Here is a 20440-nt window from a genome sequence, read left to right as displayed (position 1 = left end):
CGGGCTGCGGTCCGGCGACTCGCTTGGCCCCACGCGAAGATTAAGACGGAATGCCGACAAATCGTCTGTATGGTAGAGTGCATATAGAATTTGCGTGAAGCGAGTTCCCTTTCGTTGTGTCAGAACAAGAACAAAGACGCCTCCCGCCCGGATCCGGTTCCATCATGTCTGTCAATCGCCAAGCGGGTCGCGCCCGAATGTCTCCGCTCGGGCTCGGCTTCCTCGTCGTCGCATCGGTGGGGTGGGGGCTCAACTTCCCGATCATGAAACATCTCCTGACGGAGTGGCCGCCGCTGTCCTCGCGCGGCCTGTGCGGCATCGTCGGCGCCGCTGCGCTCGCCCTGATCGCGGTCGCGCGGCGGCAACAACTGAGCGTGCCGCGGCCGATGTGGCTGCGGCTTTTCCTGGTATCGACGCTGGCGATCGGCGGTTGGACCGCGTTTATGGGGCTGGCACTGCTTTGGCTCAGCGCCAGCGAGGCCGCCGTGCTCGGGATATCGATCCCGGTCTGGGTCGCATTCCTGGCGTGGCCCGTTCTCGGCGAACGGCTGTCGCTGCTACGCGCGATCTCGCTGTTGGTCGCGCTCGCCGGTATCGTCGTGCTGATCGGCGGCAACGGCCTCGAGGCCGGCGTTGAAAAGCTGCCAGGCATCCTGTGTGCGCTGGCGGGCGCGGTGTGCGTCGCGCTCGGGACCGTGCTGACCAAACATTTCCCGCTGGCGATGCCGCCTTTGTCACTAGCGGCCTGGCAGGTCGGCCTCGGCTGCCTCCCGATCGCGATCGTTGGCCTCGCTGTCGAGCATCCGCAGCTTGCGGCGCTCTCAACCACCGGCTGGGCGTCGATGGTCTATATGACGCTGATCCAGTTCTGCCTGAGTTATGTCTGCTGGTTCGCAGCACTGGAGCGGCTGCCGGCGGCAACGGCGTCGATCGGCACGCTGCTGGTGCCGGTGGTCGGCGTGCTCGCGGCGGCCGCGATGCTGCACGAGCCGCTGGGCTTGCGCGAGATCGGCGCGCTCGTGGTTACGCTCGGCGGCGTCGCCATGGCGCTGCGTTTCTGACGCGAGCCTGATCGATTCCGGTTGAAAACGAAAAAGGCGGCGCAGGGAATGCGCCGCCTTTTCAATTCAAGAAGCGATGCCGTTACGGGCAGGGATGCCGGTAGCCGTCATTGCCGAGATAGGTGCCTGAGTTCGGGTCGTAGGAACGATAGCGCTGCATGCAATAACCAACGGAATCGTCACTGCCGGGGGCTGGCGCCACTGCCACCGCACCATCGTCATAATAGCCGTCGTCGTAGTAGCCAGGCGCGTAGGCCGGGCCACCATAATAGCCGCCCGAGGCAAGGGCGCCGCCGATCACGGCACCCGCGACCGCGCCGGGAATGAAGCCGCCGCCACCGCCATGGCGGTAGTAACCACCTCCACCGCCGCCGCGGTAATAGCCGCCACCGCCGCCGCCGCCCCCGCTAAAGTGCGGACCACCGCCGCCACCGGCTTGCGGAATGGCGCCGCCACCAGCTTGCCGAATGCCGCCGCCACCACCACCAACAGGGCCTTTGGCGCCACCGCCGCCGCCACCACCACCTTTGTAGTCGTGGACGGCCTGGGCAAAGCTCGTGCTCGGCAACACGGCCGGCAACACAAGCGCCAATATTGCGGCGGTACTCAAAACCTTCAGATTGATCATTCCTGGCTCCATCTGCGGGACATTGCCTAACCCGTTCAGGGAGCGGGCGTTCCCGAGCCCGCGCACCGATCGTGCGCCATGCTCACCGTGTCAGATGGGAACTGTATGCGCGATGAACAGATTGCACCGGTTCCGCGACAATGCGCCGCTGACGCGCGGTGCAGCCAAAACCCGAGTCCAGACAGCCCAAACAGGGCAGGGATACCGGCACCCATCTGGACAATTCGGCCGGCCGATGGCATCAGAGCGGCTCGTCCTCTCCAACCGGCCGAGTCCTCATGAAGCTGTTTCTGCTCAAATTTTTCACATGGTGGAGCGGCCAGACCTTTGGCACGCAATTGTGGACGTGGCGGTTCGGCGAACTGGTCGGCCAGGACGAGCAGGGCAACACCTACTATCGCACCAAGGGCCGCAAGATCGATCCGACGCTCGGCTTCGAGCGGCGCTGGGTGGTCTATAACGGCTATGCCGAGGCAACCAAGATCCCGCCGGAGTGGCACGGTTGGATACATCACACCGTCGACGTCGCGCCGACCGAAGAGAGCTACACGCCGCGCGAATGGGAAAAGCCGCATCTGGCGAACCAGACCGGCACGCCGCAGGCCTATCGCCCGTCCGGCTCGACGCTGGCCAGCGGCCGCCGTCCCAAGGCCACCGGCGACTATCACGCCTGGACGCCCGGCAAGTAAGCCCGTCATCATTGTTACGGCTGCATCATCCGTGACGTCGGCGGCGTGGGCGTACGCCAACGATCTCCGACCCCTGTGAACAGCGGGATCAGCGGGGACATCTATCGCCGTCGTCTTGTGCTTTGCGCGTCGCCGCGGCTCAATGGGACATCTTACGGAGATGGGAGACCATCGCGTCGGTGTCGGGCTCCAGTTCGCGACTGCCCCGACTTGCAGCGGCCACCGAGTAGGACACGGCCGGGAGATAGGCCCCCGGTGCAGAGGTTCTGAAATCGCCCGCTAATGTGTGGCTGCCGTAGGACAGGAAAGGCCGTCTGGGAAACCAGGCGGCCTTTTTCTTTGCGCGCGCGGCTGCGTTACGCCAGCCTGGCCGCGGCGCGGTCGATCATTTCGCCGCGGCGGATTTGCGCCTGCGCAATCCTGTCCTTCATGAAGGCGAGCACTTCCGGCGGCGCGGTGTCGGGCGAACCGGAATTGAACGGCGGCGCCGGGTTGTATTCGAGCCGGAGCTGGATCGCTTCCGCGGTACGGCGGTCATGCAGCAGCGAGACCAATGTCAGCGCAAAATCGATTCCGGCGGTGACGCCGCCGCCGGTGACGCGGTTGCGGTCGATGCAGACGCGGCTTTTGGTCGGGATTGCTCCGAATGCGGACAGAAAATCCATCGCGGTCCAGTGTGTGGCCGCGCGATAGCCTTTCAGCAGGCCGGCGGCGCCCAGCACCAGCGATCCCGTGCAGACCGAGGTGATGTATTTTGCACCCGCGGCCTGCTGGCGCAGGAAGGCCAGCATCTCCTCGTCATTGACCATGTCGTCGGTGCCGACCCCGCCGGGCACGCAGATCACGTCGAGTTGCGGGCAATCCGCGAAGGTGATGGTTGGCGTCAGCGCCAATACGGAATCGGTTGCGACCGGCTCGATCCGCTTCCAGATCAGATGGACGTTGGCGCCGGGCAGGCTGGAGAACACCTGCAACGGTCCGGTGAAGTCGAGTTGGGTCACCCTCGGAAACAGCACGAGACCAATCTGAAGCGGCGTGGACATCCGGATACCCTCCCTTGTCGGCTTGACGTCGGCATCCTGTCATGGTCGTCTGTTGTCCGAAATGCCATATTTCCCTCATTTACAGACATGGCCTGCAGCATGATCGGCATCCTCGTCTTTCCGGATTTCCAGTTGCTCGACGCGGCGGGGCCGATTTCGGTGTTCGAGATCGCGGCGCGCTATGCCACCGGCCGGCCGTCAATCAAGGTGGTGGCGGCGACGCCGGGACCGGTGCGCAGCACGTCCGGCGTCGAGATGCTGGCGCGAAGCCTGCGGCCTTCCGGCGCGATCACCACCCTGGTCATCGCGGGCGGCGAGGGCGTCGAGGCGGCGGCGCGATGCGCGCGGACGCTTGGCTTCGTGCGCGGGCTCGCCAAACGCGGCGTCCGCATCGCCAGCGTCTGCTCCGGCGCCATTGTGCTGGCCGAGGCCGGGCTGCTCGACGGCCGCCGCGCCACCACGCATTGGCAACGGACGCGGCAATTTCTCAAAACCTATCCGCAGGTGAAGCTGGAGCCCGACCGGATTTTCACCCGCGACGGCAATATATGGACGTCGGCCGGAATCACCGCCGGCATCGATCTTTCGCTGGCGATGGTGGCGGAAGATTTCGGCGACGAGATCGCGCAGCAGACCGCGAAGCAACTCGTGCTCTATCACCGACGCAGCGGCGGCCAGTCGCAATTCTCCTCGCTCTTGGAATTGAAGGCGCCGAACGGCCGGTTCGGGCCGCTATTGGCCTGGGCGCGCGAGCATCTCGATGCGCCGCTCACGGTCGAGGATCTGGCCGAGCAGGCTGGCATGAGCTCACGGCATTTCACCCGCGCCTTCATCGCGGAGACCGGCACCACGCCGTCGAAGGCGGTCGAGCGGTTGCGGATCGAGGTGGCGCGGCAGCGCGTGCAGTCTTCCAGCGAGGCGATCGAACGCGTCGCCGAAACCACCGGCTTTCGCGATCCGGAGCGGATGCGCCGCGCCTTCATCCGCGCCTTCGGCCAGCCCCCGCAATCGCTGCGGCGCGCGGCGCGGGCGGGCTAAGGCTTTTCCATCAGCCCCAGCCGGCGGCCGAGCCATTCGGTGGTCGGCGCCTGGATCAGGATCGTCATCAGGATCGCGATGAAGGTGACGGACGCGATCATCTGCGCGCCCGGTGCTTTCATGCCGAGCAGGAGGCCCGCGAGTGCGGCGGGGATGACGCCGGTCTCGCGGGTCCAGCACATGAACAGCAGTTCGGCAAAGCTCCAGCGCGCGCGGCGGTCGGGACCTGCGCACAGGAAGACCGTCGCCGGTCGCGCCACCAGCATCAGCACCGCGACGACGGCTGCGCCGTCGAGCCAGTATTGTTGCATCAGCGCGAAATCGACCTGCGCGCCGAGCAGGATGAAGATGAACAGGCGCATGATGAACGCGGTCGTCAGCACGAATTCCTCGAGCCGTTGGGTCTCATCGGCTTCCATCCGGAAGCCGAACGTTTCCTTGTTGCCGAGCACGATGCCGAACACGAACACCGCCATGAAGCCGGAAGCATGCAGGCCGTCGGCGGCGAAGTAGGCGCCGATCACCGCGATCAGCGTCACGACCGGCGCGTATTCGGCGAGGAAATCGAGTTTCTCATGCGCGATGAGGAGCGCAGCGAGATAGCCGAGCATGATACCGGCGACGATGCCGATGGCGGATTCCTTGGCAAGGTTGAACAGGGAGCCGGCCAAGGAGAACTCGCCGCTTCCGGTCGCCACCGCCAGCACGCCGAAGGTGACGATCGCGCCCATGGCGTCGTTGAATGCGGACTCGCTCATCACGGTCTGGGCGACGCGATCCCTGATCCGGACCTGGCGAAAGATCGGCACCAGCGTCGCCGGATCGGTCGAGGCCAGCGTTGATGCCAGCAGCAGCGCCGTGATCAGGGGGATACCGAGGATGTAATGCGCGGCAACGCCGGTGATCGCGGTCGTGATCAGCAAGCCGATGGTGGCGATAACGACGATGGTGATCCAGACCCGTTTCAGCACCTCGAGCCGCAGCGACGCGCCGCCGTCGAACAGGATGTAGCTCGCGCCGAACAGCAGGATGATCTGGTTCAACGCCGAATCCGCCCTGATGTCGACGAACCCCAGCGCCTGTGGACCGATCGCAATCCCCGTGACCAGGAACACCGCGACGTCGGGGATCCTAATCTTTTGCGCGAGGAAGCCCGCGACGGTACCGATCGCAAGGATCAGCCCGCACGACAGCAACGTGTGCTTGGCGACCTCGATAGAGGTGGAGGCTTCCAAAATTATTCCCTTCGATCGAGCGCAGGCGAACTTACCGCTATTTCAGCGTCTTGAGCCAGCCGGCGATTTCGCTGAGGGCGACGTTGGCCTGCGGCAGCAGCTTGCCCATGGTGAAGAAGCCGTGGAACTGGCCGGGAAAATGCCGGTAGGTCATGCCCACGCCGGCTTGCTTCAGCCGGGCGGCATATTCGTCGCCTTCGTCGCGCAGCGGATCGGCGCCCGCGGTCATGACATAGGACGGCGGCAATCCGGCGAGCGTCTTCGCGCGGGCGGGCGAGGCCTTCCAGTTGTCGATATCGGCGGCGCCGTTGAGATATTGATTGCAGAACCATTTGACGACGGAATGGGTCAAGAGAACGTTGGTCTCGGGCTCGCGGTGCGAGGGATGCGTCATCGCAAAATCGGTAGCGGGATAGATCAGCACCTGCCCCGCAAGTTTCGGGCCGTCGCCGTCGCGCGCGGCCAGCGCCACGACCGCTGCGAGATTGCCGCCGGCGCTGTCGCCGCCGACCAAAATCTGCGCGGCGTCGACGCCGAGCGTTTTCGCGTTGGCGGCGACCCATCTGGTTGCCGCGATGGCGTCATCGGCGGCGGCGGGGAATTTGTGCTCGGGCGCGAGACGGTAGTCGACCGAGATGACGATCAGCTCGCCTTCATGCGCGAGCTTGCGGCAGACCACGTCATGCGAGTCGAGATCGCCGATCACCCAACCGCCGCCGTGGAAGAACACCAGGCAGGGCGCGAGGCCGTTCGTCTTGCGCAATTGCTTCGGCGTATAGATGCGCGCCGGCATCGCGCCTTGCGGGGCCGGGATCGACAGCGGCTTGGCCGACTCCAGTTCGGGCGGCTCGGGATTGGAGACGACGCGGCCTGCCAGATAGAGCTCGCGCGCCGTGACATGGCCCACGGTTTCGTAAGGCGGGCGGCCGGCTTCCTGGAATGCTTTGTAGACGGCGGCGGCATCGGAATCGAGAACGACGGGCATCAAAGACCTCTCATTTGGAACTGTCATTCCGGGATGGTCCGAAGGACCAGACCGCAGATGCGCAATTGCGCATCGGGGAAGTTCGAGATTCTCAGATGTGCAATTGCACATCATAGTTCGACGCTTTGCGTCGCCCCGGAATGACAACATCATGCGGCGGTCCTTCCGCCATCCACGGTGTAGGCCGAGCCGGAGACGTAGCTGGCCTCGTCGGAGGCCAGGAACGCCACGATGGAAGCGACCTCCGAGGCCTGGCCGAGCCGGCGCGCCGGAATGCGGTCGACGATCCGATCGTTCGGCGGCGGCTCGTTGCCGGGATTGCGGCCCTGCAGGATCGCGGAGAGCATCCGGCTGTCGATCAGGCCGGGACAGACGCAATTGACCCGCACGCCGGTGCCGGTGCATTCCCACGCCGCACTTTTGGTGAGGCCGATCACCGCGTGCTTGCTGGCGCTGTAGACCGCGATCATCGGCGATCCCATCAGGCCGGCAATGGAAGCGGTGTTGATGATGCTGCCCTTGTTCTGCTTGAGCATGACCGGCAGCACATGCTTCATCCCGAGGAAGACACCGACCACATTGACGTCGAGCACGCGGCGAAAACTTTCCAGCGAATATTCCGGGATCGGCTTGGTGTCGCCCTCGATGCCGGCGTTGTTGTAGAAGGCGTCGATGGTGCCGAACTTGTCGACCGTCGCGCGGACATATTCGGCGACCTCGTCTTCTTTGGTGACGTCGGCGGTGAGCGCCAGCGCCTCGGCGGATGCCGGCAGGCCGTTGATGGCGTCCGCGAGGTCCTGCGCCTTGCGGTCGACGGCGACGATACGGGCGCCGCGCTCGGCTAGCAGGCGCATGGTGGCGGTTCCGATGACGCCGGCCGCACCGGTGACGACGGCAACCCGGCCATCCAGGCGAATTCGATCGGTCATTTCAGGGATTTCCTCTGGCTCGTCCGGTTATCCCGGATTTTGGTGGTTTTCGCGCCAAGTGGGCCGGTGCGAACGGCCACGACTATTTCATTTGTGGCCAACCCTGACTAGTGAGGCCGACGCGTGGGCCGGGCGACAGGCCGGGAAGGGCGGGGGAGCCGCCCTTTCCCCGCCGTATTCGGCGTGTTAACCGGTGGGTACGCGAGCGGCGGATATTGTTTGTACTATGTCGCGAGCCCGATTCGCCTTTAAAGCCGCGCGAGAATGTTTCGAACCATTGCCCTGACCGGTTTTGCGGCCCTGGTGGCCGCCTCGACCATCTCGCTTGCGCCGCCGGCGCGGGCGCAGATCGGCAATATTTTTTCCGATCCCGCACCGCGCCCGCCTGGCGCCATTCCCCGCGGCAATCAGCCTCCGCAGCAAACGCCCGACGACGACGAGGAAGTGCCGGAGCTGCCGCGCGGCCGCCTGTTGCCGACCCCGAACCGGCCGCCGCCCGGGCAGGGCGTTCCTGCGCCCGGAAGCGTGCAATCGCAGCCGCTGGCGCCGCCGCCCGGCACCACGGTGATTCCGCCGAATACAGCGCCGGGTATCGCGGTCGCGCCGCCGCAGCCGGGCGCTCCGGCCGTTGCCAATGCGCCCCCATCCGCCAATCCGTTGCCGGGGCCCGGACAGCGCCAGCCCAAGAGCGTGCCCGGCGCACCCGCGACCTTGCAGCCGGGCGACGAAGTCGTGTCCGAGCCGCCGGCGACCAAGATCACCAACAAGAAGGCGAGCTTCTCGGGTCTCGACAAGATCACCGGGCGCATTATCAATTTCGACGAGGATATCGGCGAGACCGTGCAATTCGGCGCACTGCGCGTGAAGACCGATGCCTGCTACACCCGCCCGTCGACCGAAGCCGCCAACACCGACGCCTTTGTCGAGGTCGACGAGATCACGCTGCAGGGCGAGGTGAAGCGGATTTTCTCCGGCTGGATGTATGCCGCAAGCCCGGGCCTGCATGGCGTCGAGCATCCGATCTACGATATCTGGCTGACCGACTGCAAAGGCCCGGACCAGACCATCGTCAGTGCGCAACCCGATCTGCCGAAGCCGCCGCCCCCGCCGCCGGTTGCACAGAAGCGTCCGGCGCCGCCGAAGCAGGCCGCGCCGCGCCCGTCAGCGCCTCCGCAGCCGCAATTCCAGCAGCAGCCGCCGCCACCCCCGCCGCAACAGCGGCCGGGCGGGCTGTTCGGCGGCCTGTTCGGGAACAACTAGGAGCGGCGCTGCGGGCGCATCCGGCTTCAGGCTCGCTCGGCAACGATCGCCAGCGCCTCGGCACCGCTGATGCTGGCCGGCAATCGCATGAAATCCGCCGGCTCGCCCGTGATCGCTCGGTCGAGCATCGCCCGATAACGCCGTCGCGGGATTTCGACCGCGCCGAAGCTGCGCAGATGCTCGGTGACATATTGGGTGTCGAGCAATTCGAAACCGCCGGCGCCTAGCCGCGCCACCAGGTGCACCAAGGCCACCTTGGAAGCGTCGCGGGCGTGATGGAACATGCTCTCGCCGAAGAAGGCGCGGCCCAGGCTGACGCCATAGAGCCCGCCGACCAGCGCGTCATTCTGCCACACCTCGACGCTGTGGCAGTGCCCGAGCTCGTACAGCCCGACATAGAGATCGCGGATGCGCTTGTTGATCCAGGTGTCGTCGCGGCCCGGCTGCGGTGCGGCGCAGCCGGCGATGACGGCCTTGAACGCGGTGTCGACGGTGACGGTGAAAGCGTCGGAACGCACCGTACGGGCCAGCCGCGAGGCGATTCGAAAACCGTCGAGCGGGATCACCCCGCGCAGTTCCGGCTCGACCCAGAACAGCGTCGGATCGTCGGCGCTCTCGGCCATCGGGAAGATGCCGCAGGCATAGGCGCGCAGCAGCACCTCGGGCGTGATTTCGGAAGCGGCGGAGTCGCGCGATGTCATGCGCGCGAGGATAGCAGGACGCCGCGGGCCTATGCTACGTTTCCAAAAAAATGGCGGCGTGTTCCGGACATCGGGGCCGCGCGAACGCCGTCGGGGAAACAGAAGGGGCATTCGTGAAAATTACCTGGAAGACCATTGCGCCGCTGGCGATCTGGCTCGCGATCTACCTGGTGCCGGTGCCGGCCGGCCTCAACGCCAGTCAGTGGCACTATTTCGCGATATTCGCGGCCGTGATCGCCGGCCTGATCCTGGAATCGATGCCGGTCGGCGCGGTCGGCATCATCGGCCTGACCGCGGCCGGCGTCATGGGCTATGTCGAACACGATCCCAACAAGTCGCTGCGCTGGATGCTGGGAGGGTTTTCCGAGAGCACGGTGTGGCTGATCGTCGGCGCCTTCGTGTTCTCGATCGGCTACCGCAAGAGCGGCCTCGGCCGCCGGCTGGCGCTGTTGCTGGTCCACAAGCTCGGCCGCAGCACCATCGGGCTCGGCTACGCCGTGGCATTTTCCGATCTGGTGCTGGCGCCGGCGACACCGTCCAACACCGCGCGCAGCGGTGGCACGATCTATCCGATCGTCAGCAACATTCCGCGGATCTACGGTTCGGAACCCGGGCCGACCGCCGGCAAAATCGGCACCTATGTGATGTGGACGGCGTTCGCGACCACAGCGGTGACGAGTTCGCTGTTCCTGACGGCGCTGGCGCCCAATGCGGCGGCACTCTCGATCGCCAAGAAGATCGTCAATGTCGATGTCGGCTGGTCGCAATGGTTCATCGGCTTCGCGCCGCTCGGCATCCTGCTGCTGATCCTGGTGCCGCTGCTGAGCTACCTGGTGTGCCGGCCGGAGGTGAAGGAAAGTCCTGAAATCGTCGAATGGAGCGCCAACGAACTCAAGACGATGGGGCCGATGTCGCGCAACGAGCGGATCATGGCCGTGCTGGTGCTGCTGGCGATGTTCCTGTGGATCTGCGGCTCCAATCCGACCATCAGCCTGCCGTTTCTCGGATCCAACTTCATCAACGCGACCATGGTGGTGTTTGTCGTGATCTCGCTGATGCTGTTGACCGGCGTCATCGACTTCGACGACATCGTGCGCGAAAAGGCCGCGTGGGAGGTGTTCTTCTATTTCACCTCGCTGCTCACACTGTCGTCCGGCCTGAACGAAATCGGCTTCATCAAATGGGTGGCGGAGGGTTTCGCCAAACCGCTGGCAACCATGAGCCCGCTCACCGGCATGATCCTGCTGGTCTCGTTCTTCTTCTGGGTGCACTACTTCTTTTCCAGCATCACCTCGCATACCGCCGCCGTATTGCCGGTCGTGCTCGCGGTCGGCACCAGCATTCCCGGCCTGTCGGTTCCGACGCTGACGCTGCTGTGCGTCTATTCGCTGGGCCTGATGGGGGTGATCTCGCCCTACGCCACCGGACCGGCGCCGATGTATTACGGCAGCGGTTACATCGGGAAGGGCGATTTCTGGAAGTTCGGCCTGATCTTCGGCGTGATCTATTTTGCAGGCCTGTTGCTGATCGTGCTGCCGTGGCTGCAGGTCATCGGCTGACGCACCGCGGCCGCGGCGTCGTCACGGGTGGATAGCGGCGGCGCGGCCGTCCACAGCCGGTCGTAACGATCGGCGGGAGAAACGAAGAACTGGCCGTTCGATCAGCCACCAAGAGGCCGCGCCAGCAGCGATCGCGCCGGCAAGGACGACTAGGATCAGCCAGTGGCTGCGATCGGCCGGGGCGATATTCAAGAGCGCCGTCACGATCAGCATGTGCCAGAGATAGATGCCGTAGGAGGCGTCGTGGCTGGCGAGAAATCGGCTTTTGAGCAGCGGGCTGGTGCCGATCCACACGGCCAGCCAGCAAAGCGCGATTGTTTGCGCCACGGCATCCCGCGTCGGCGCAAGCTTCCATTCGAACCAAGCATAATGTCGATGATTGGCAAAATAGAAGAGGGTAAGGAGCAGCACCGGCACGCCGACTTTCCACCAACTCGCCGGCGGCTGCCAAAGCCGGAACAGCATGCCGATGCCGAACATCCAGAAATAGGGGATCACGCTAATGCTGAAAGGCCAGTATCGCATGCCCCCGAGCCCGTCACCGGCGTTAATTTGATAGACGAAAGATCCTTGGCACATGGCCGCTACGATGGCCGTCATCACGATTCGGTTCTTCGTAACGGACAGCCCCAGGATAGCGACGTAAAACGTCAGTTCTACGGTCAATGTCCAAAGTACGCCGCTCGGGTAGATTTTGAAGAAGCCGGCGAAGGTATGAACCTCCCAATCGATGCCAGCGGCTAGCACGCCCATCGGCTCGTTCGCCGTCAATCCGTAGAACTCGAAATACTGCGCGATCTGATAGGCGGCGGCGCGCTTAAAATCGGTCTGGCCGGTGAAATAGAGCAGCGCCTCGATCACCGCAATGTTGAGCAGCAACGCTGGGTAAATCCGGGCCGCGCGGTGCAGGATGAAATCGCCCACCGGTAGCCGTAGCAGGCTATCGAGCACCAGGTAGCCCGAAACAGCGAAAAAGATAGGGACGCCGGGAAACTGCGCGATCACCTCCCAGCCCGGCAGTGGAGCCAGCCCGAGGGTCGCCGTGGCGTGGATATAGACAACTTGCAGCGCGGCCAGCAGACGCACGGCGTTGAACGAGTTTTCGGTGGGTTTGGTTGCGGGTTGCACACTTAAAAATGTAGCATTGCAACCCGAGCGCGATCAACCTGTGGTCACGAATGAATATACGAAACCCTTAACTAGAAGTTTCGGCCTGATCTTCGGCGTGATCTATTTTGCAGGCCTGTTGCTGATCGTGCTGCCGTGGCTGCAGGTCATCGGCTGACGCGCCGGAGAACCTAGCCCGCCGTTGCGTCGGCCGGTTTCGGCGCCGCCGCGGGGACGCGGCGGAAGCGCAGCACGATCCTGGTGCCGCTGTGGGCGGGATCGCGCTCGACATTGGCTTCGAGCTTCGCGGCCATGGCGCTGACGATGCGCTGGCCCATGCCGGTGGAGCGCGGGTCGGTCTTGACGTTGAGGCCGACGCCGTCGTCGGCGATCGCCAGAACGATGTCGTCCCCCTCCGATGCGAGCGCGACATGGATCGGGCCGGCGCCGTCGGGATAGGCATATTTCACGGCGTTCATCACCAGCTCGTTGACGATGATGCCGATCGCGACCGCGCGATCCGGGTCGATCTCGATCGGCTCGGCGTTGAGTGTCAGCCGCGACATCTTGTTGCCCTCGGCCGAGCGCCTGAGATCTTCCAGCAGGGCTTCGAGATAGGCGTTCAGCAGCACGCTCTTGAGGTCGTGCGAGGTGTAGAGCCGGCGGTGCACCTGCGCCACCGCGGCGACGCGTCCCATCGCGTTGCTCAGCGCGGCCTTGACGTCGTCCTGGGTCGAGGAATTGGCCTGCAGGTGCAACAGCGACGCGATGATCTGCAGGCTGTTGCCGACACGGTGATTGACCTCGCGCAGCAGCACCTCGCGCTCGGCCGCCAGCGCCGCATAGCGGTCGCGGGAGGCGTGGACCTCGGCCTCGGCCTCGTCGCGGGCCCGCTGCAGCGCGGCCTGCCTGAGCGCGCCGTTGACGGCGACCTGCAGCAGCGGAATGAAATCGCCTTGCATATCCTTGACCAGATAGTCGGCCGCGCCCGCCTTCAGCGCGGTGACCGCGATCGCGGAATCCTGCGACGCCGTGACGAACACCACCGGCGGCGCGCCGGGGATTGCGAGAATCCGCTCCAGCGTCTCCAGACCGTCGAGGCCGGGCATGTATTGGTCGAGCGCGACGGCGTCGATACCGCCTTGCGCCAGCCGCGCCAGCCCTTGCTCGCCGTCCGCTGCATGCACGACCTTGAAGCCGACCCGCGTCAGCCCGCGGTCGACCAGCCGGGCCAGGCCTGCATCGTCCTCGATATACAGCAGTGTCGGCGTCGCTGAGGTCATGTGGCTGTCGGCGGTACCTGGATGACGGAAAAGAACAACCCGAGCTGGCGAATGGCGTTGGCAAAGCTTTCGTAGTTCACGGGTTTGGTGATGTAGACGTTACAACCGAGTTCGTAGCAACGTTTGATTTCCTGGGAATCGTCGGTCGTGGTCAGCACCACGACCGGGGTCGTCTTCAGATATTTGTTCTCTTTGACCCGTTTCAGAATATCGATGCCTGACGTGTCTGGCAGATTGAGATCGAGCAGGATCAGGAGCGCGCTGCCTTTGTGATCGAGGCCGGTTCCGTCCTTGCCGAACAGGTAGTTGAGCGCGTCTGTACCGTTGCTGAACGCCACAATCTCATTGTTGACACCGGATCGCCGGATATTGCGCTCGATCAGCCGGGCATGGCCCTCGTCGTCCTCGATCATGATGATGGTGACTGGATTACTCATGTCGCTGGGTTCCGGTGGTTGGCTGTCCAATTGATCGGCAGCGTGATCGTAAACGTGCTGCCCTGATGCAGTTCCGATGCAACCGACATGGTCCCGCCGAGCCGCCGCACCAGCGCGCGGACGTGGGCGAGGCCGATGCCCTGGCCGGGGCGGTCCTGGGTTCCGGCGCGGCGGAACAGATCGAAAATGCGTTGGTGGTCCTTGGGATCGATGCCGCGGCCGTTATCGGCGATGTCGTAAATCGCGAAGCCGAGCTTGGTCCGGCCGCGGATATGGATGTCGCCGGGGACGCCGCTCTTCAGGTATTTCAGCCCATTGTCGATCAGATTGGAGAAGACCTGCTCCAATGCCAGCCGGTCGCTGACGATATTGGGCAGCGGGTCGATCCGTATCTGCGCCCGGGCTTCCGCCGCCTGATGCGCGACCGTCGAAACGATGCCTTCGATCAGTTCGTTTGTATCGATGCGCTCCGGCTTGAATTCGCGCCGTCCTTCGCGGGTCAGGTTGAGGATGGCCGAGATCAGCCGGTCCATCTTGCCGATCGATGATTTGATGAAGCCCAGCGCCTCGGAGAAGTCGTCGGAGAGCTGCTTGTCGCTGCCTTCGAGCACGGGGTCGGCAGTATCGGCCGCGTTGCTGGGCGGCGGAGGCTCTGCGGCCTGCGTGCGGGCGAGCGCTGCGATCCGCTTGAAGATGTCGCCGCGCAACTCCTCGAGTTCGCTGGTGAAGCCCATGATGTTCACCAGCGGCGAGCGCAGATCGTGACTGACGATATAGGCGAAGCGCTGGATTTCCTCATTGGCCTCGCGCAGGTCGGCGGTGCGTTCATCGACCGTGGTCTCGAGGTTGAGATTGTTGTCGCGCAACCTGGCTTCGGCCGCGTCGCGGGCGCGTGACGAGCGCCGTACCAGCAGGATGGAGATGCCGGCCAGCAGGATCACGAGGCCCGAACCCGCCACCGTCACGATCGAGGCCAGTTGCTGGGTGCGATCGGCGGTCGCCGTGCGCATCGCGAACAGGCGGTCTTCCTCGGCCCGCATCGCGCCGGTGATCTCGGTGATTTTCCGGACGGCGTCGCCGGCGCCGGCCTCGCGCAGCATGGCGATGCCGCCAGCGATATCGTTGCGTTTGACGAACCCGATAGCCTGGGCGAATTCCGTCAACCGGTCCTCGACCGGCGACCGCAGCCGCTTGACGTTCTCGCCCTGAACCGAATTGTCGCCGATCAGTTGCGTCAGCTTGTCGATGTCGCGAAGGATGGTCGCAGCGGCGACTTCGTGCTCCATCAGAAAACGCGGCTCGGAAGTCAGCAGATAGCCGCGCGCGGCGCTCTCGGCCCGGCGAATCTGCAGCAGCAGGGTGGAGAGCTGGTTTTCCACCTCGACCGTGTGCACGACCGAGCCGTTGTCCTCCCGCGATTTGTCGACCAGCAGGACCGAGGACGCGCTGATGGCGACCAATACCAGTAAGGCCGCCGTAAGCAGCGCAATCTGTCCCATGGCGCGGCGGCGCTGGGCATCAGCCGTCACAATGGCCTCGCGTCATGAACGAATGGAACGAGCTGTTCCTGGCGGCGGAACGGACCCCAATTGCGCCCCTAACGCGCGGGGTAAGCGATTGGTTCCATGCGCCGCCGACCGTTTCAGGAGGTCTTTTTCGGGAGGTCTTATTTCAGGAAGTCTTGCCGTCCGCCGCCTGGCCGGCGAGGTACTGCTCGAGCCAGTGGATATGGTAGTCGCCGTCGATGATGCCAGGCTCGCGGACCAGGGCCCTGAACAGCGGCAGGGTGGTCTCGATACCGTCAACCACCATCTCGTCGAGCGCCCGGCGCAGCCGCATCAGGCATTCGGCTCGGGTCTTGCCGTGGACGATCAGCTTGCCGACGAGGGAGTCGTAATAGGGCGGGATGACATAGCCCTGATAGACGGCGGAATCGATCCGCACGCCGAGACCGCCGGGCGGATGAAACTGGGTGATCCTGCCGGGTGAGGGGCGGAAGGTCTGCGGGTTTTCCGCGTTGACGCGGCATTCGATGGCGTGGCCGATGATGGCGATCTCATCCTGCGTCGCCGGCAGGTCGCCGCCGGCGGCGATACGGATCTGCTCCAGCACCAGGTCGATGTCGGTGATCATCTCGGTCACGGGATGCTCGACCTGGATGCGGGTGTTCATTTCGATGAAATAGAACTCGCCGTCCTCGTACAGGAATTCGATGGTGCCGACGCCGAGATACTTCATGTCCTGCATCGCCTTGGCGCAGGTCGCGCCGATCTTGGCGCGGGCGGCAGCCGACAGAACCGGCGAGGGACCTTCTTCCCACACCTTCTGATGCCGGCGCTGCAACGAGCAATCGCGCTCGCCAAGATGGATGGCGCCGCCACGGCCGTCACCCAGCACCTGGATTTCGATGTGGCGCGGCTTCTGCAGGTATTTCTCGAGATAGACCGAAGCGTCGCCGAACGCCGACTTGGCCTCGTTGGAGGCGGTCGACAGCGCCATCATCAATTCGTCGGCGGTGCGCGCGACCTTCATCCCGCGTCCGCCGCCGCCGGCCGCCGCCTTTACCAGCACCGGAAAGCCGATCGCTTCGGCAATCGCCATTGCGTCGTCGTCCGGGCCGACCCCGCCGTCGGAGCCGGGCACTACCGGGATGCCGAGCCGCTTGGCGGTCTTCTTGGCTTCGATCTTGTCGCCCATCAGGCGGATGTGTTCGGCCTTCGGGCCGATGAAATGCAGATTGTGTTCGGCCAGGATTTCGGCAAACCGGGCGTTCTCGGACAGGAAGCCGTAGCCGGGATGCACGGCGTCGGCGCCGGTGATCTCGCAGGCCGCCAGCAGCGCCGGGATGTTGAGATAGCTGTCCTTCGACGGCGGCGGTCCGATACAGACGCTCTCGTCGGCGAGCCGCACATGCATGGCATCGGCGTCCGCCGTGGAATGCACGGCAACGGTCGAGATGCCGAGCTCCTTGCACGCGCGCAAGACACGCAGGGCGATTTCGCCGCGATTGGCTATCAGTATCTTGTCGAACATCGCAGCGCCTGAGGTTGCCGAACGTTATTCAATGATGACCAGCGGCTCGCCGAATTCGACCGGCTGGCCGTCCTCGACGAGAATCTGCGTCACGGTGCCCGCGCGCGGCGAGGGAATCTGGTTCATCGTCTTCATCGCTTCGATGATCAGCAGCGTCTGGCCGGCCGATACCTTGCTGCCGACTTCAATGAACGGCTTGGCGCCGGGCTCCGGCGACCAGTACGCGGTACCGACCATCGGCGAGGGCACCACGCCCGGGTGCTTTGCCAGATCGGCGACGGCGGCGGGGGTCACGGAGGCGCCGGCGCCAACGGAAGCCGGGGCCTGGAAATTCGCCGGCATCGAGGCCGTCATGGTGATGTTGCGCGCCACGCGCACCCGCAGGCCGGCGCGCTCGATCTCGATTTCGGTGAGGCTGGTCTCGTCCAGCAGCAAAGCCAGCTCACGAATGAGCGCACTGTCGTTGCTGCTTACGGAAGTTGCGGATGACTTGTCCGCTGCTTTGTTCTCGGGCTGGCGCGCCATGCTCTTGATCCGGAATTCTCGATGTGGGTGACGGCTGAAGCGTCAGGCTTTGGTGTCGGTGGTCTGATGTCAGGTCTTCGAAGTCACGTTTTGGCTTTGGCGCCGATTTTGGCGGCAAGGCCGTTGATGGCGAGCCGGTAGCCATCGATCCCGAAGCCGCACAGCGACGCGAACGCGGCCCTGGCGGTGAAGGAATGATGCCGAAAATCCTCGCGGGCGTGAATGTTGCTGACGTGCACTTCAACGGTCGGAATTTTGACTCCGACGATCGCGTCGTGCAGCGCGATCGAGGTGTGCGAATAACCGCCGGCGTTGATGATGATGCCGGCCGCCTTCTTCTCGCGCGCCTCGTGGATGAAATCGATCAATTCGCCTTCGCGGTTCGACTGCCGGCAATCGGCCTTGAGGCCGAAATGCGCGGCCGTTTCCGCGCACAGCTTTTCAACATCCGCGAGCGTGGCGTGTCCATAGGTCTCGGGCTCCCGCGTCCCCAGCAGATTGAGGTTCGGGCCGTTGAGCACATAGATCGTCGTGGCAGAGGCTTGGGCCATCCGGATTCCAGCAAGTGGGGGCGGGTAGGTCGCGGGGTTATAGGTAACAACGGGGCTAAGGGGAAGCCTTCTGGGGGTTCTGAACAGCCCCCAAATGCCTCATCTGGTTCGTAAAAAGGCCTATGGAACCTACGGAAATCACTCATTAACCACGGTAAGAGACCGGCAGCCGGCAGGCCGGCATCCCCTCACCAGCGGTTCTGGAGCCGCAGGCTTTCCGCGAGGTCGCCGCCAAAATTGTGCTGCCCGAGATGCAGCAGCTTGCAATTACGATCGACCCAGATCTTGCCGCCGATGTCGCGCCAGCGGCGGCAGAACGCGTAATCCTCCGACAAATAGCGGCCGGAATCCGGATCGACCATGCAGTCGAAGAACAACCAGTGCAGGTGCGCCTGCGGATGGCCCGGCGGCCCGTCTGGCGTGTATTTCAGCTCGGGGTATTTCTGTATCATCCGCGTGAAGACATCGCGCTTGATGCACATGAAGCCGGTCGGCAAACGCAACCCCATGGGCGGTGGTCTTTTCTGCTTCAGGGGAAAGCGCGGCGATCTTTTGAAGGTCATTTGGCACGATGGCCAGGGGGCATGCCTGTTTACAAAAAGACTGGAGAGAGGAAGGTTCATCTCGCCTTCGGTTGCAGGTGAAGCAGTGACGATCTCTCCGGCGCTGTTGAGCTATTTCTTGTCGCCTGCAACGACGTTGATCGTCTCATCCCAGCGGTTGTTTCCGGGATTTGCTTCAGCGTTTTCGAAGCCGGGATTGAGGACGCAGCTTACCGGCGTCCTGCCCGCGGCGGTCGGCGTCCAGATCTGGCGGGCCTCGTGCTGCCCGGCATGGGGGTCGCCTTGGAATTCCAAGGTCTGGGGTCCTGGCCCGCCAATACGGATACTGCCCCGCCAAGGCTGGATTTTGAAACCAAGCGGACTCGCCACTTCATCGACGGCGTAAGTACATGAGATCGCGACGGGTGTTCCGACGATCGGTTGGGTGACTTGCTGGCCACCCACCGCATAGCTGATGCGGCCGATGACCAGGTCACTCGGCTTTTGCACGGGGGGTGGGGGTGAGTTTTGCGCGGAGGATGAGTTTTTCGCGGAGGTTGTGCGATCCGCGGGTGCCGTGACCGGAGCGGGAGGAAGCTTCGCCGCCAGGTAGGCGTTGCACTGGCGTTCAAGCTCCGGCGCGGCGGGCGAATTGCGCGCGCGCGCCGACTTGGCAGCGTCGCAAAGGCTCGAGGACGGCGCAGATGCTCCGCTGTTTTGGATTCGACCCAGCGCCAAGGCCGGCTTTTCCGGCGGCGTCGGCGGGGTCTGCGCGGCAGCCGAGCAGGTGGCCACGCGGTTGCTGTGCCACTGGGCGGTTGTCCGGGGATCGTTCTTGTCGAAGGTCGTGCCGACGATCAGCCCCTGAGGACCGATCCGGCCTGTATAGACTCCGATAGCATTGTTATCCCAATAGATGCTGAGATCAAAGGCGTCGCCGTTTACCGTTCCGACGGCCGAACCTTGGGATCCAACATATTCCTTACCGCACGACCCAATATGACACAAAAAGAAGTTGTCATTTACATAATGCCCGAATTTCGCAGATCCCGAGAGCCCGGTCTTTGTTTCCTGCAGGGTAAGGGACACCGCCGTGTCGTTCGTCTGTATCAGTGTCCAGCCGCCACTTACGTCCCAATGCGCGCAGCCGGACTCGGCCGCGAAGGCGGGCGCGGCGGCAAGGATGGTCAGCGCCAACAATGCACGGAGCGCGGAGGAGGCCCTGCGGATACCGAACATGTGCTTCACTCCGTTTGTCTGGCTCAGAGCCTGGTCTTGGCGGTATCGAACAACGAGCGCCCTGTTCGTCGCACTGACACTCTGGGCGTTGGCCGCAGGAGCGAACGCGAGCAGGGCGGCTGCACCGGCTAGGAGTATTGCAACTTTGCTCAAATTGCGCTCCGTTTGGGTTTGCAATGACGCCACCCTATGGCGCCCGTGATCTCGCCGCATCTGACATACGTCATACGACGAAAGACTGGGCTGCTGGTCGAACACATCTGCCCTGGCCGCGCGCCGCGCCGACGAGGATCACCATGCAAAACTCCAAGACGTGCCCAAAGTGCCGATCCACCGACGTCGTTCGAATCCCGGGCGAGGCTCGTGCCTTTGGCGCCGGAAACAACATCAGCGTCGGATCGACCGTCTTTAGCGCAGTTAAGGTAACGCGGTATCTCTGCGCCGCTTGCGGCTTTAGCGAAGAATGGATCGATTCCGCCGACGATATTGCCAGTATCAAGGAGAGATATCCTTCCTGACAGTTCCGGCAACATTCGCCTATGATTCAGGCTTGAACCCTGCGCATGAGCGCTGTTAGCTTGCGCCGGACGTTTGG

The 20440-nt window shown here is 64.1% G+C and carries 21 protein-coding genes and 1 pseudogene; 7 read left to right on the top strand and 15 right to left on the bottom strand.

Features of this window, described 5'->3' with window-relative positions; all coding sequences use genetic code 11:
* Positions 1 to 197 precede the first annotated feature (197 nt).
* Positions 198 to 1061, top strand: coding sequence for a DMT family transporter (locus tag FFI89_RS19545; RefSeq protein WP_246669195.1), 864 nt, complete (start codon positions 198 to 200; stop codon positions 1059 to 1061).
* Between the two features lie 82 nt (positions 1062 to 1143).
* Here FFI89_RS19545 and FFI89_RS19540 read toward each other — a convergent pair whose 3' ends face one another.
* Positions 1144 to 1689, bottom strand: coding sequence for a BA14K family protein (locus FFI89_RS19540; RefSeq protein WP_138829323.1), 546 nt, complete (start codon positions 1687 to 1689; stop codon positions 1144 to 1146).
* 278 nt (positions 1690 to 1967) lie between these two features.
* Here FFI89_RS19540 and FFI89_RS19535 point away from each other — a divergent pair, with 278 nt between their 5' ends.
* Positions 1968 to 2378: an NADH:ubiquinone oxidoreductase subunit NDUFA12 gene (locus FFI89_RS19535; protein ID WP_138829322.1), complete on the top strand. Its 411-nt coding sequence runs from the start codon at positions 1968 to 1970 to the stop codon at positions 2376 to 2378.
* A 356-nt stretch (positions 2379 to 2734) separates the two neighbouring features.
* On the opposite strand, the gene FFI89_RS19530 is transcribed toward FFI89_RS19535, so the two are convergent.
* Positions 2735 to 3421 carry a DJ-1/PfpI family protein gene (locus tag FFI89_RS19530; RefSeq protein ID WP_138829321.1) on the bottom strand — a complete coding sequence of 229 codons (687 nt, stop codon included), beginning with the start codon at positions 3419 to 3421 and terminating at the stop codon, positions 2735 to 2737.
* Between the two features lie 99 nt (positions 3422 to 3520).
* Here FFI89_RS19530 and FFI89_RS19525 point away from each other — a divergent pair, with 99 nt between their 5' ends.
* A complete protein-coding gene (locus tag FFI89_RS19525) occupies positions 3521 to 4459 on the top strand; it encodes a GlxA family transcriptional regulator (protein ID WP_138829320.1) in 939 nt (312 codons plus the stop codon).
* Here the strand turns inward: FFI89_RS19525 and FFI89_RS19520 are convergent.
* The 3 genes from FFI89_RS19520 to FFI89_RS19505 all read right to left on the bottom strand — a co-directional run bounded on the left by FFI89_RS19520 (position 4456) and on the right by FFI89_RS19505 (position 7608).
* Entirely contained in the window at positions 4456 to 5694 is a 1239-nt protein-coding gene (locus tag FFI89_RS19520) for a sodium:proton antiporter (RefSeq protein ID WP_138829319.1), read from the bottom strand. The two genes, FFI89_RS19525 and FFI89_RS19520, sit on opposite strands and share 4 nt — an antisense overlap.
* A gap of 37 nt (positions 5695 to 5731) precedes the next feature.
* Positions 5732 to 6679: an alpha/beta hydrolase gene (locus FFI89_RS19515; RefSeq protein ID WP_138829318.1), complete on the bottom strand. Its 948-nt coding sequence runs from the start codon at positions 6677 to 6679 to the stop codon at positions 5732 to 5734.
* A 149-nt stretch (positions 6680 to 6828) separates the two neighbouring features.
* A complete protein-coding gene (locus FFI89_RS19505; RefSeq protein WP_138829317.1) occupies positions 6829 to 7608 on the bottom strand; it encodes an SDR family NAD(P)-dependent oxidoreductase in 780 nt (259 codons plus the stop codon).
* Positions 7609 to 7872: 264 nt separating this feature from the next.
* Here FFI89_RS19505 and FFI89_RS19500 point away from each other — a divergent pair, with 264 nt between their 5' ends.
* A complete protein-coding gene (locus tag FFI89_RS19500; protein WP_138829316.1) occupies positions 7873 to 8868 on the top strand; it encodes a DUF2155 domain-containing protein in 996 nt (331 codons plus the stop codon).
* A 26-nt stretch (positions 8869 to 8894) separates the two neighbouring features.
* Here FFI89_RS19500 and aat read toward each other — a convergent pair whose 3' ends face one another.
* Positions 8895 to 9569 (bottom strand): leucyl/phenylalanyl-tRNA--protein transferase, encoded by a 675-nt coding sequence (aat, locus tag FFI89_RS19495; RefSeq protein WP_138829315.1) that lies wholly within the window; start codon positions 9567 to 9569, stop codon positions 8895 to 8897.
* Between the two features lie 113 nt (positions 9570 to 9682).
* Here aat and FFI89_RS19490 point away from each other — a divergent pair, with 113 nt between their 5' ends.
* Positions 9683 to 11128 (top strand): DASS family sodium-coupled anion symporter, encoded by a 1446-nt coding sequence (locus tag FFI89_RS19490; protein WP_246669194.1) that lies wholly within the window; start codon positions 9683 to 9685, stop codon positions 11126 to 11128.
* Positions 11129 to 11149: 21 nt separating this feature from the next.
* Here FFI89_RS19490 and FFI89_RS19485 read toward each other — a convergent pair whose 3' ends face one another.
* Positions 11150 to 12214: an acyltransferase gene (locus FFI89_RS19485; protein WP_168212955.1), complete on the bottom strand. Its 1065-nt coding sequence runs from the start codon at positions 12212 to 12214 to the stop codon at positions 11150 to 11152.
* 4 nt (positions 12215 to 12218) lie between these two features.
* Between FFI89_RS19485 and FFI89_RS34450 the strand changes: the two genes are divergently transcribed.
* Entirely contained in the window at positions 12219 to 12413 is a 195-nt protein-coding gene (locus FFI89_RS34450) for a hypothetical protein (protein ID WP_168212954.1), read from the top strand.
* Between the two features lie 13 nt (positions 12414 to 12426).
* Here the strand turns inward: FFI89_RS34450 and FFI89_RS19480 are convergent, their stop codons facing one another.
* The 7 genes from FFI89_RS19480 to FFI89_RS19450 all read right to left on the bottom strand — a co-directional run bounded on the left by FFI89_RS19480 (position 12427) and on the right by FFI89_RS19450 (position 18573).
* Positions 12427 to 13518, bottom strand: a complete 1092-nt coding sequence (locus FFI89_RS19480; RefSeq protein WP_138829312.1) for a sensor histidine kinase — start codon at positions 13516 to 13518, stop codon at positions 12427 to 12429.
* Positions 13515 to 13955 (bottom strand): response regulator, encoded by a 441-nt coding sequence (locus FFI89_RS19475; RefSeq protein WP_138829311.1) that lies wholly within the window; start codon positions 13953 to 13955, stop codon positions 13515 to 13517. The genes FFI89_RS19480 and FFI89_RS19475 overlap by 4 nt, the downstream gene beginning before the upstream one ends.
* Entirely contained in the window at positions 13952 to 15484 is a 1533-nt protein-coding gene (locus FFI89_RS19470; RefSeq protein WP_138829310.1) for a CHASE3 domain-containing protein, read from the bottom strand. Before FFI89_RS19470 ends, FFI89_RS19475 begins: the two co-directional genes overlap by 4 nt.
* A 142-nt stretch (positions 15485 to 15626) precedes the next feature.
* Positions 15627 to 16988: an acetyl-CoA carboxylase biotin carboxylase subunit gene (gene accC, locus FFI89_RS19465; RefSeq protein ID WP_138829309.1), complete on the bottom strand. Its 1362-nt coding sequence runs from the start codon at positions 16986 to 16988 to the stop codon at positions 15627 to 15629.
* 24 nt (positions 16989 to 17012) lie between these two features.
* On the bottom strand, positions 17013 to 17513 hold the full coding sequence (gene accB, locus FFI89_RS19460) for an acetyl-CoA carboxylase biotin carboxyl carrier protein (protein ID WP_138829308.1): 501 nt from the start codon (positions 17511 to 17513) through the stop codon (positions 17013 to 17015).
* Positions 17514 to 17596: 83 nt separating this feature from the next.
* A complete protein-coding gene (gene aroQ / locus FFI89_RS19455; RefSeq protein ID WP_138829307.1) occupies positions 17597 to 18064 on the bottom strand; it encodes a type II 3-dehydroquinate dehydratase in 468 nt (155 codons plus the stop codon).
* A gap of 188 nt (positions 18065 to 18252) precedes the next feature.
* Positions 18253 to 18573 (bottom strand): hypothetical protein, encoded by a 321-nt coding sequence (locus FFI89_RS19450; RefSeq protein ID WP_168212728.1) that lies wholly within the window; start codon positions 18571 to 18573, stop codon positions 18253 to 18255.
* On the opposite strand from FFI89_RS19450, the pseudogene tnpB reads away from it, so the two are divergent.
* Positions 18539 to 18688 (top strand): annotated as a pseudogene (tnpB, locus tag FFI89_RS34925) (IS66 family insertion sequence element accessory protein TnpB); the annotation flags it as partial. The gene FFI89_RS19450 and the pseudogene tnpB overlap by 35 nt on opposite strands.
* A gap of 50 nt (positions 18689 to 18738) precedes the next feature.
* On the opposite strand, the gene FFI89_RS34920 reads toward tnpB, so the two are convergent.
* On the bottom strand, positions 18739 to 19845 hold the full coding sequence (locus tag FFI89_RS34920) for a hypothetical protein (RefSeq protein ID WP_246669583.1): 1107 nt from the start codon (positions 19843 to 19845) through the stop codon (positions 18739 to 18741).
* Between the last annotated feature and the right edge of the window lie 595 nt (positions 19846 to 20440).

The sequence above is a fragment of the Bradyrhizobium sp. KBS0727 genome (genome assembly GCF_005937885.2).
GTDB lineage: Bacteria > Pseudomonadota > Alphaproteobacteria > Rhizobiales > Xanthobacteraceae > Bradyrhizobium.
This window is presented reverse-complemented; position numbering and strand designations above follow the sequence as displayed.

What these genes read in the sequence shown, in the direction of transcription:
- FFI89_RS19450 (WP_168212728.1), bottom strand. Translation starts at nt 18,573, where the DNA reads ATGGGGTTGCGTTTGCCGACCGGCTTCATGTGCATCAAGCGCGATGTC.
- aroQ (WP_138829307.1), bottom strand. Translation starts at nt 18,064, where the DNA reads ATGGCCCAAGCCTCTGCCACGACGATCTATGTGCTCAACGGCCCGAAC.
- FFI89_RS19525 (WP_138829320.1), top strand. Translation starts at nt 3,521, where the DNA reads ATGATCGGCATCCTCGTCTTTCCGGATTTCCAGTTGCTCGACGCGGCG.
- FFI89_RS19475 (WP_138829311.1), bottom strand. Translation starts at nt 13,955, where the DNA reads ATGAGTAATCCAGTCACCATCATCATGATCGAGGACGACGAGGGCCAT.
- FFI89_RS19540 (WP_138829323.1), bottom strand. Translation starts at nt 1,689, where the DNA reads ATGATCAATCTGAAGGTTTTGAGTACCGCCGCAATATTGGCGCTTGTG.
- FFI89_RS19500 (WP_138829316.1), top strand. Translation starts at nt 7,873, where the DNA reads ATGTTTCGAACCATTGCCCTGACCGGTTTTGCGGCCCTGGTGGCCGCC.
- FFI89_RS34920 (WP_246669583.1), bottom strand. Translation starts at nt 19,845, where the DNA reads ATGTTCGGTATCCGCAGGGCCTCCTCCGCGCTCCGTGCATTGTTGGCG.
- FFI89_RS19480 (WP_138829312.1), bottom strand. Translation starts at nt 13,518, where the DNA reads ATGACCTCAGCGACGCCGACACTGCTGTATATCGAGGACGATGCAGGC.
- accB (WP_138829308.1), bottom strand. Translation starts at nt 17,513, where the DNA reads ATGGCGCGCCAGCCCGAGAACAAAGCAGCGGACAAGTCATCCGCAACT.
- FFI89_RS19515 (WP_138829318.1), bottom strand. Translation starts at nt 6,679, where the DNA reads ATGCCCGTCGTTCTCGATTCCGATGCCGCCGCCGTCTACAAAGCATTC.
- aat (WP_138829315.1), bottom strand. Translation starts at nt 9,569, where the DNA reads ATGACATCGCGCGACTCCGCCGCTTCCGAAATCACGCCCGAGGTGCTG.
- FFI89_RS19545 (WP_246669195.1), top strand. Translation starts at nt 198, where the DNA reads ATGTCTCCGCTCGGGCTCGGCTTCCTCGTCGTCGCATCGGTGGGGTGG.
- FFI89_RS19530 (WP_138829321.1), bottom strand. Translation starts at nt 3,421, where the DNA reads ATGTCCACGCCGCTTCAGATTGGTCTCGTGCTGTTTCCGAGGGTGACC.
- accC (WP_138829309.1), bottom strand. Translation starts at nt 16,988, where the DNA reads ATGTTCGACAAGATACTGATAGCCAATCGCGGCGAAATCGCCCTGCGT.
- FFI89_RS19535 (WP_138829322.1), top strand. Translation starts at nt 1,968, where the DNA reads ATGAAGCTGTTTCTGCTCAAATTTTTCACATGGTGGAGCGGCCAGACC.
- FFI89_RS19505 (WP_138829317.1), bottom strand. Translation starts at nt 7,608, where the DNA reads ATGACCGATCGAATTCGCCTGGATGGCCGGGTTGCCGTCGTCACCGGT.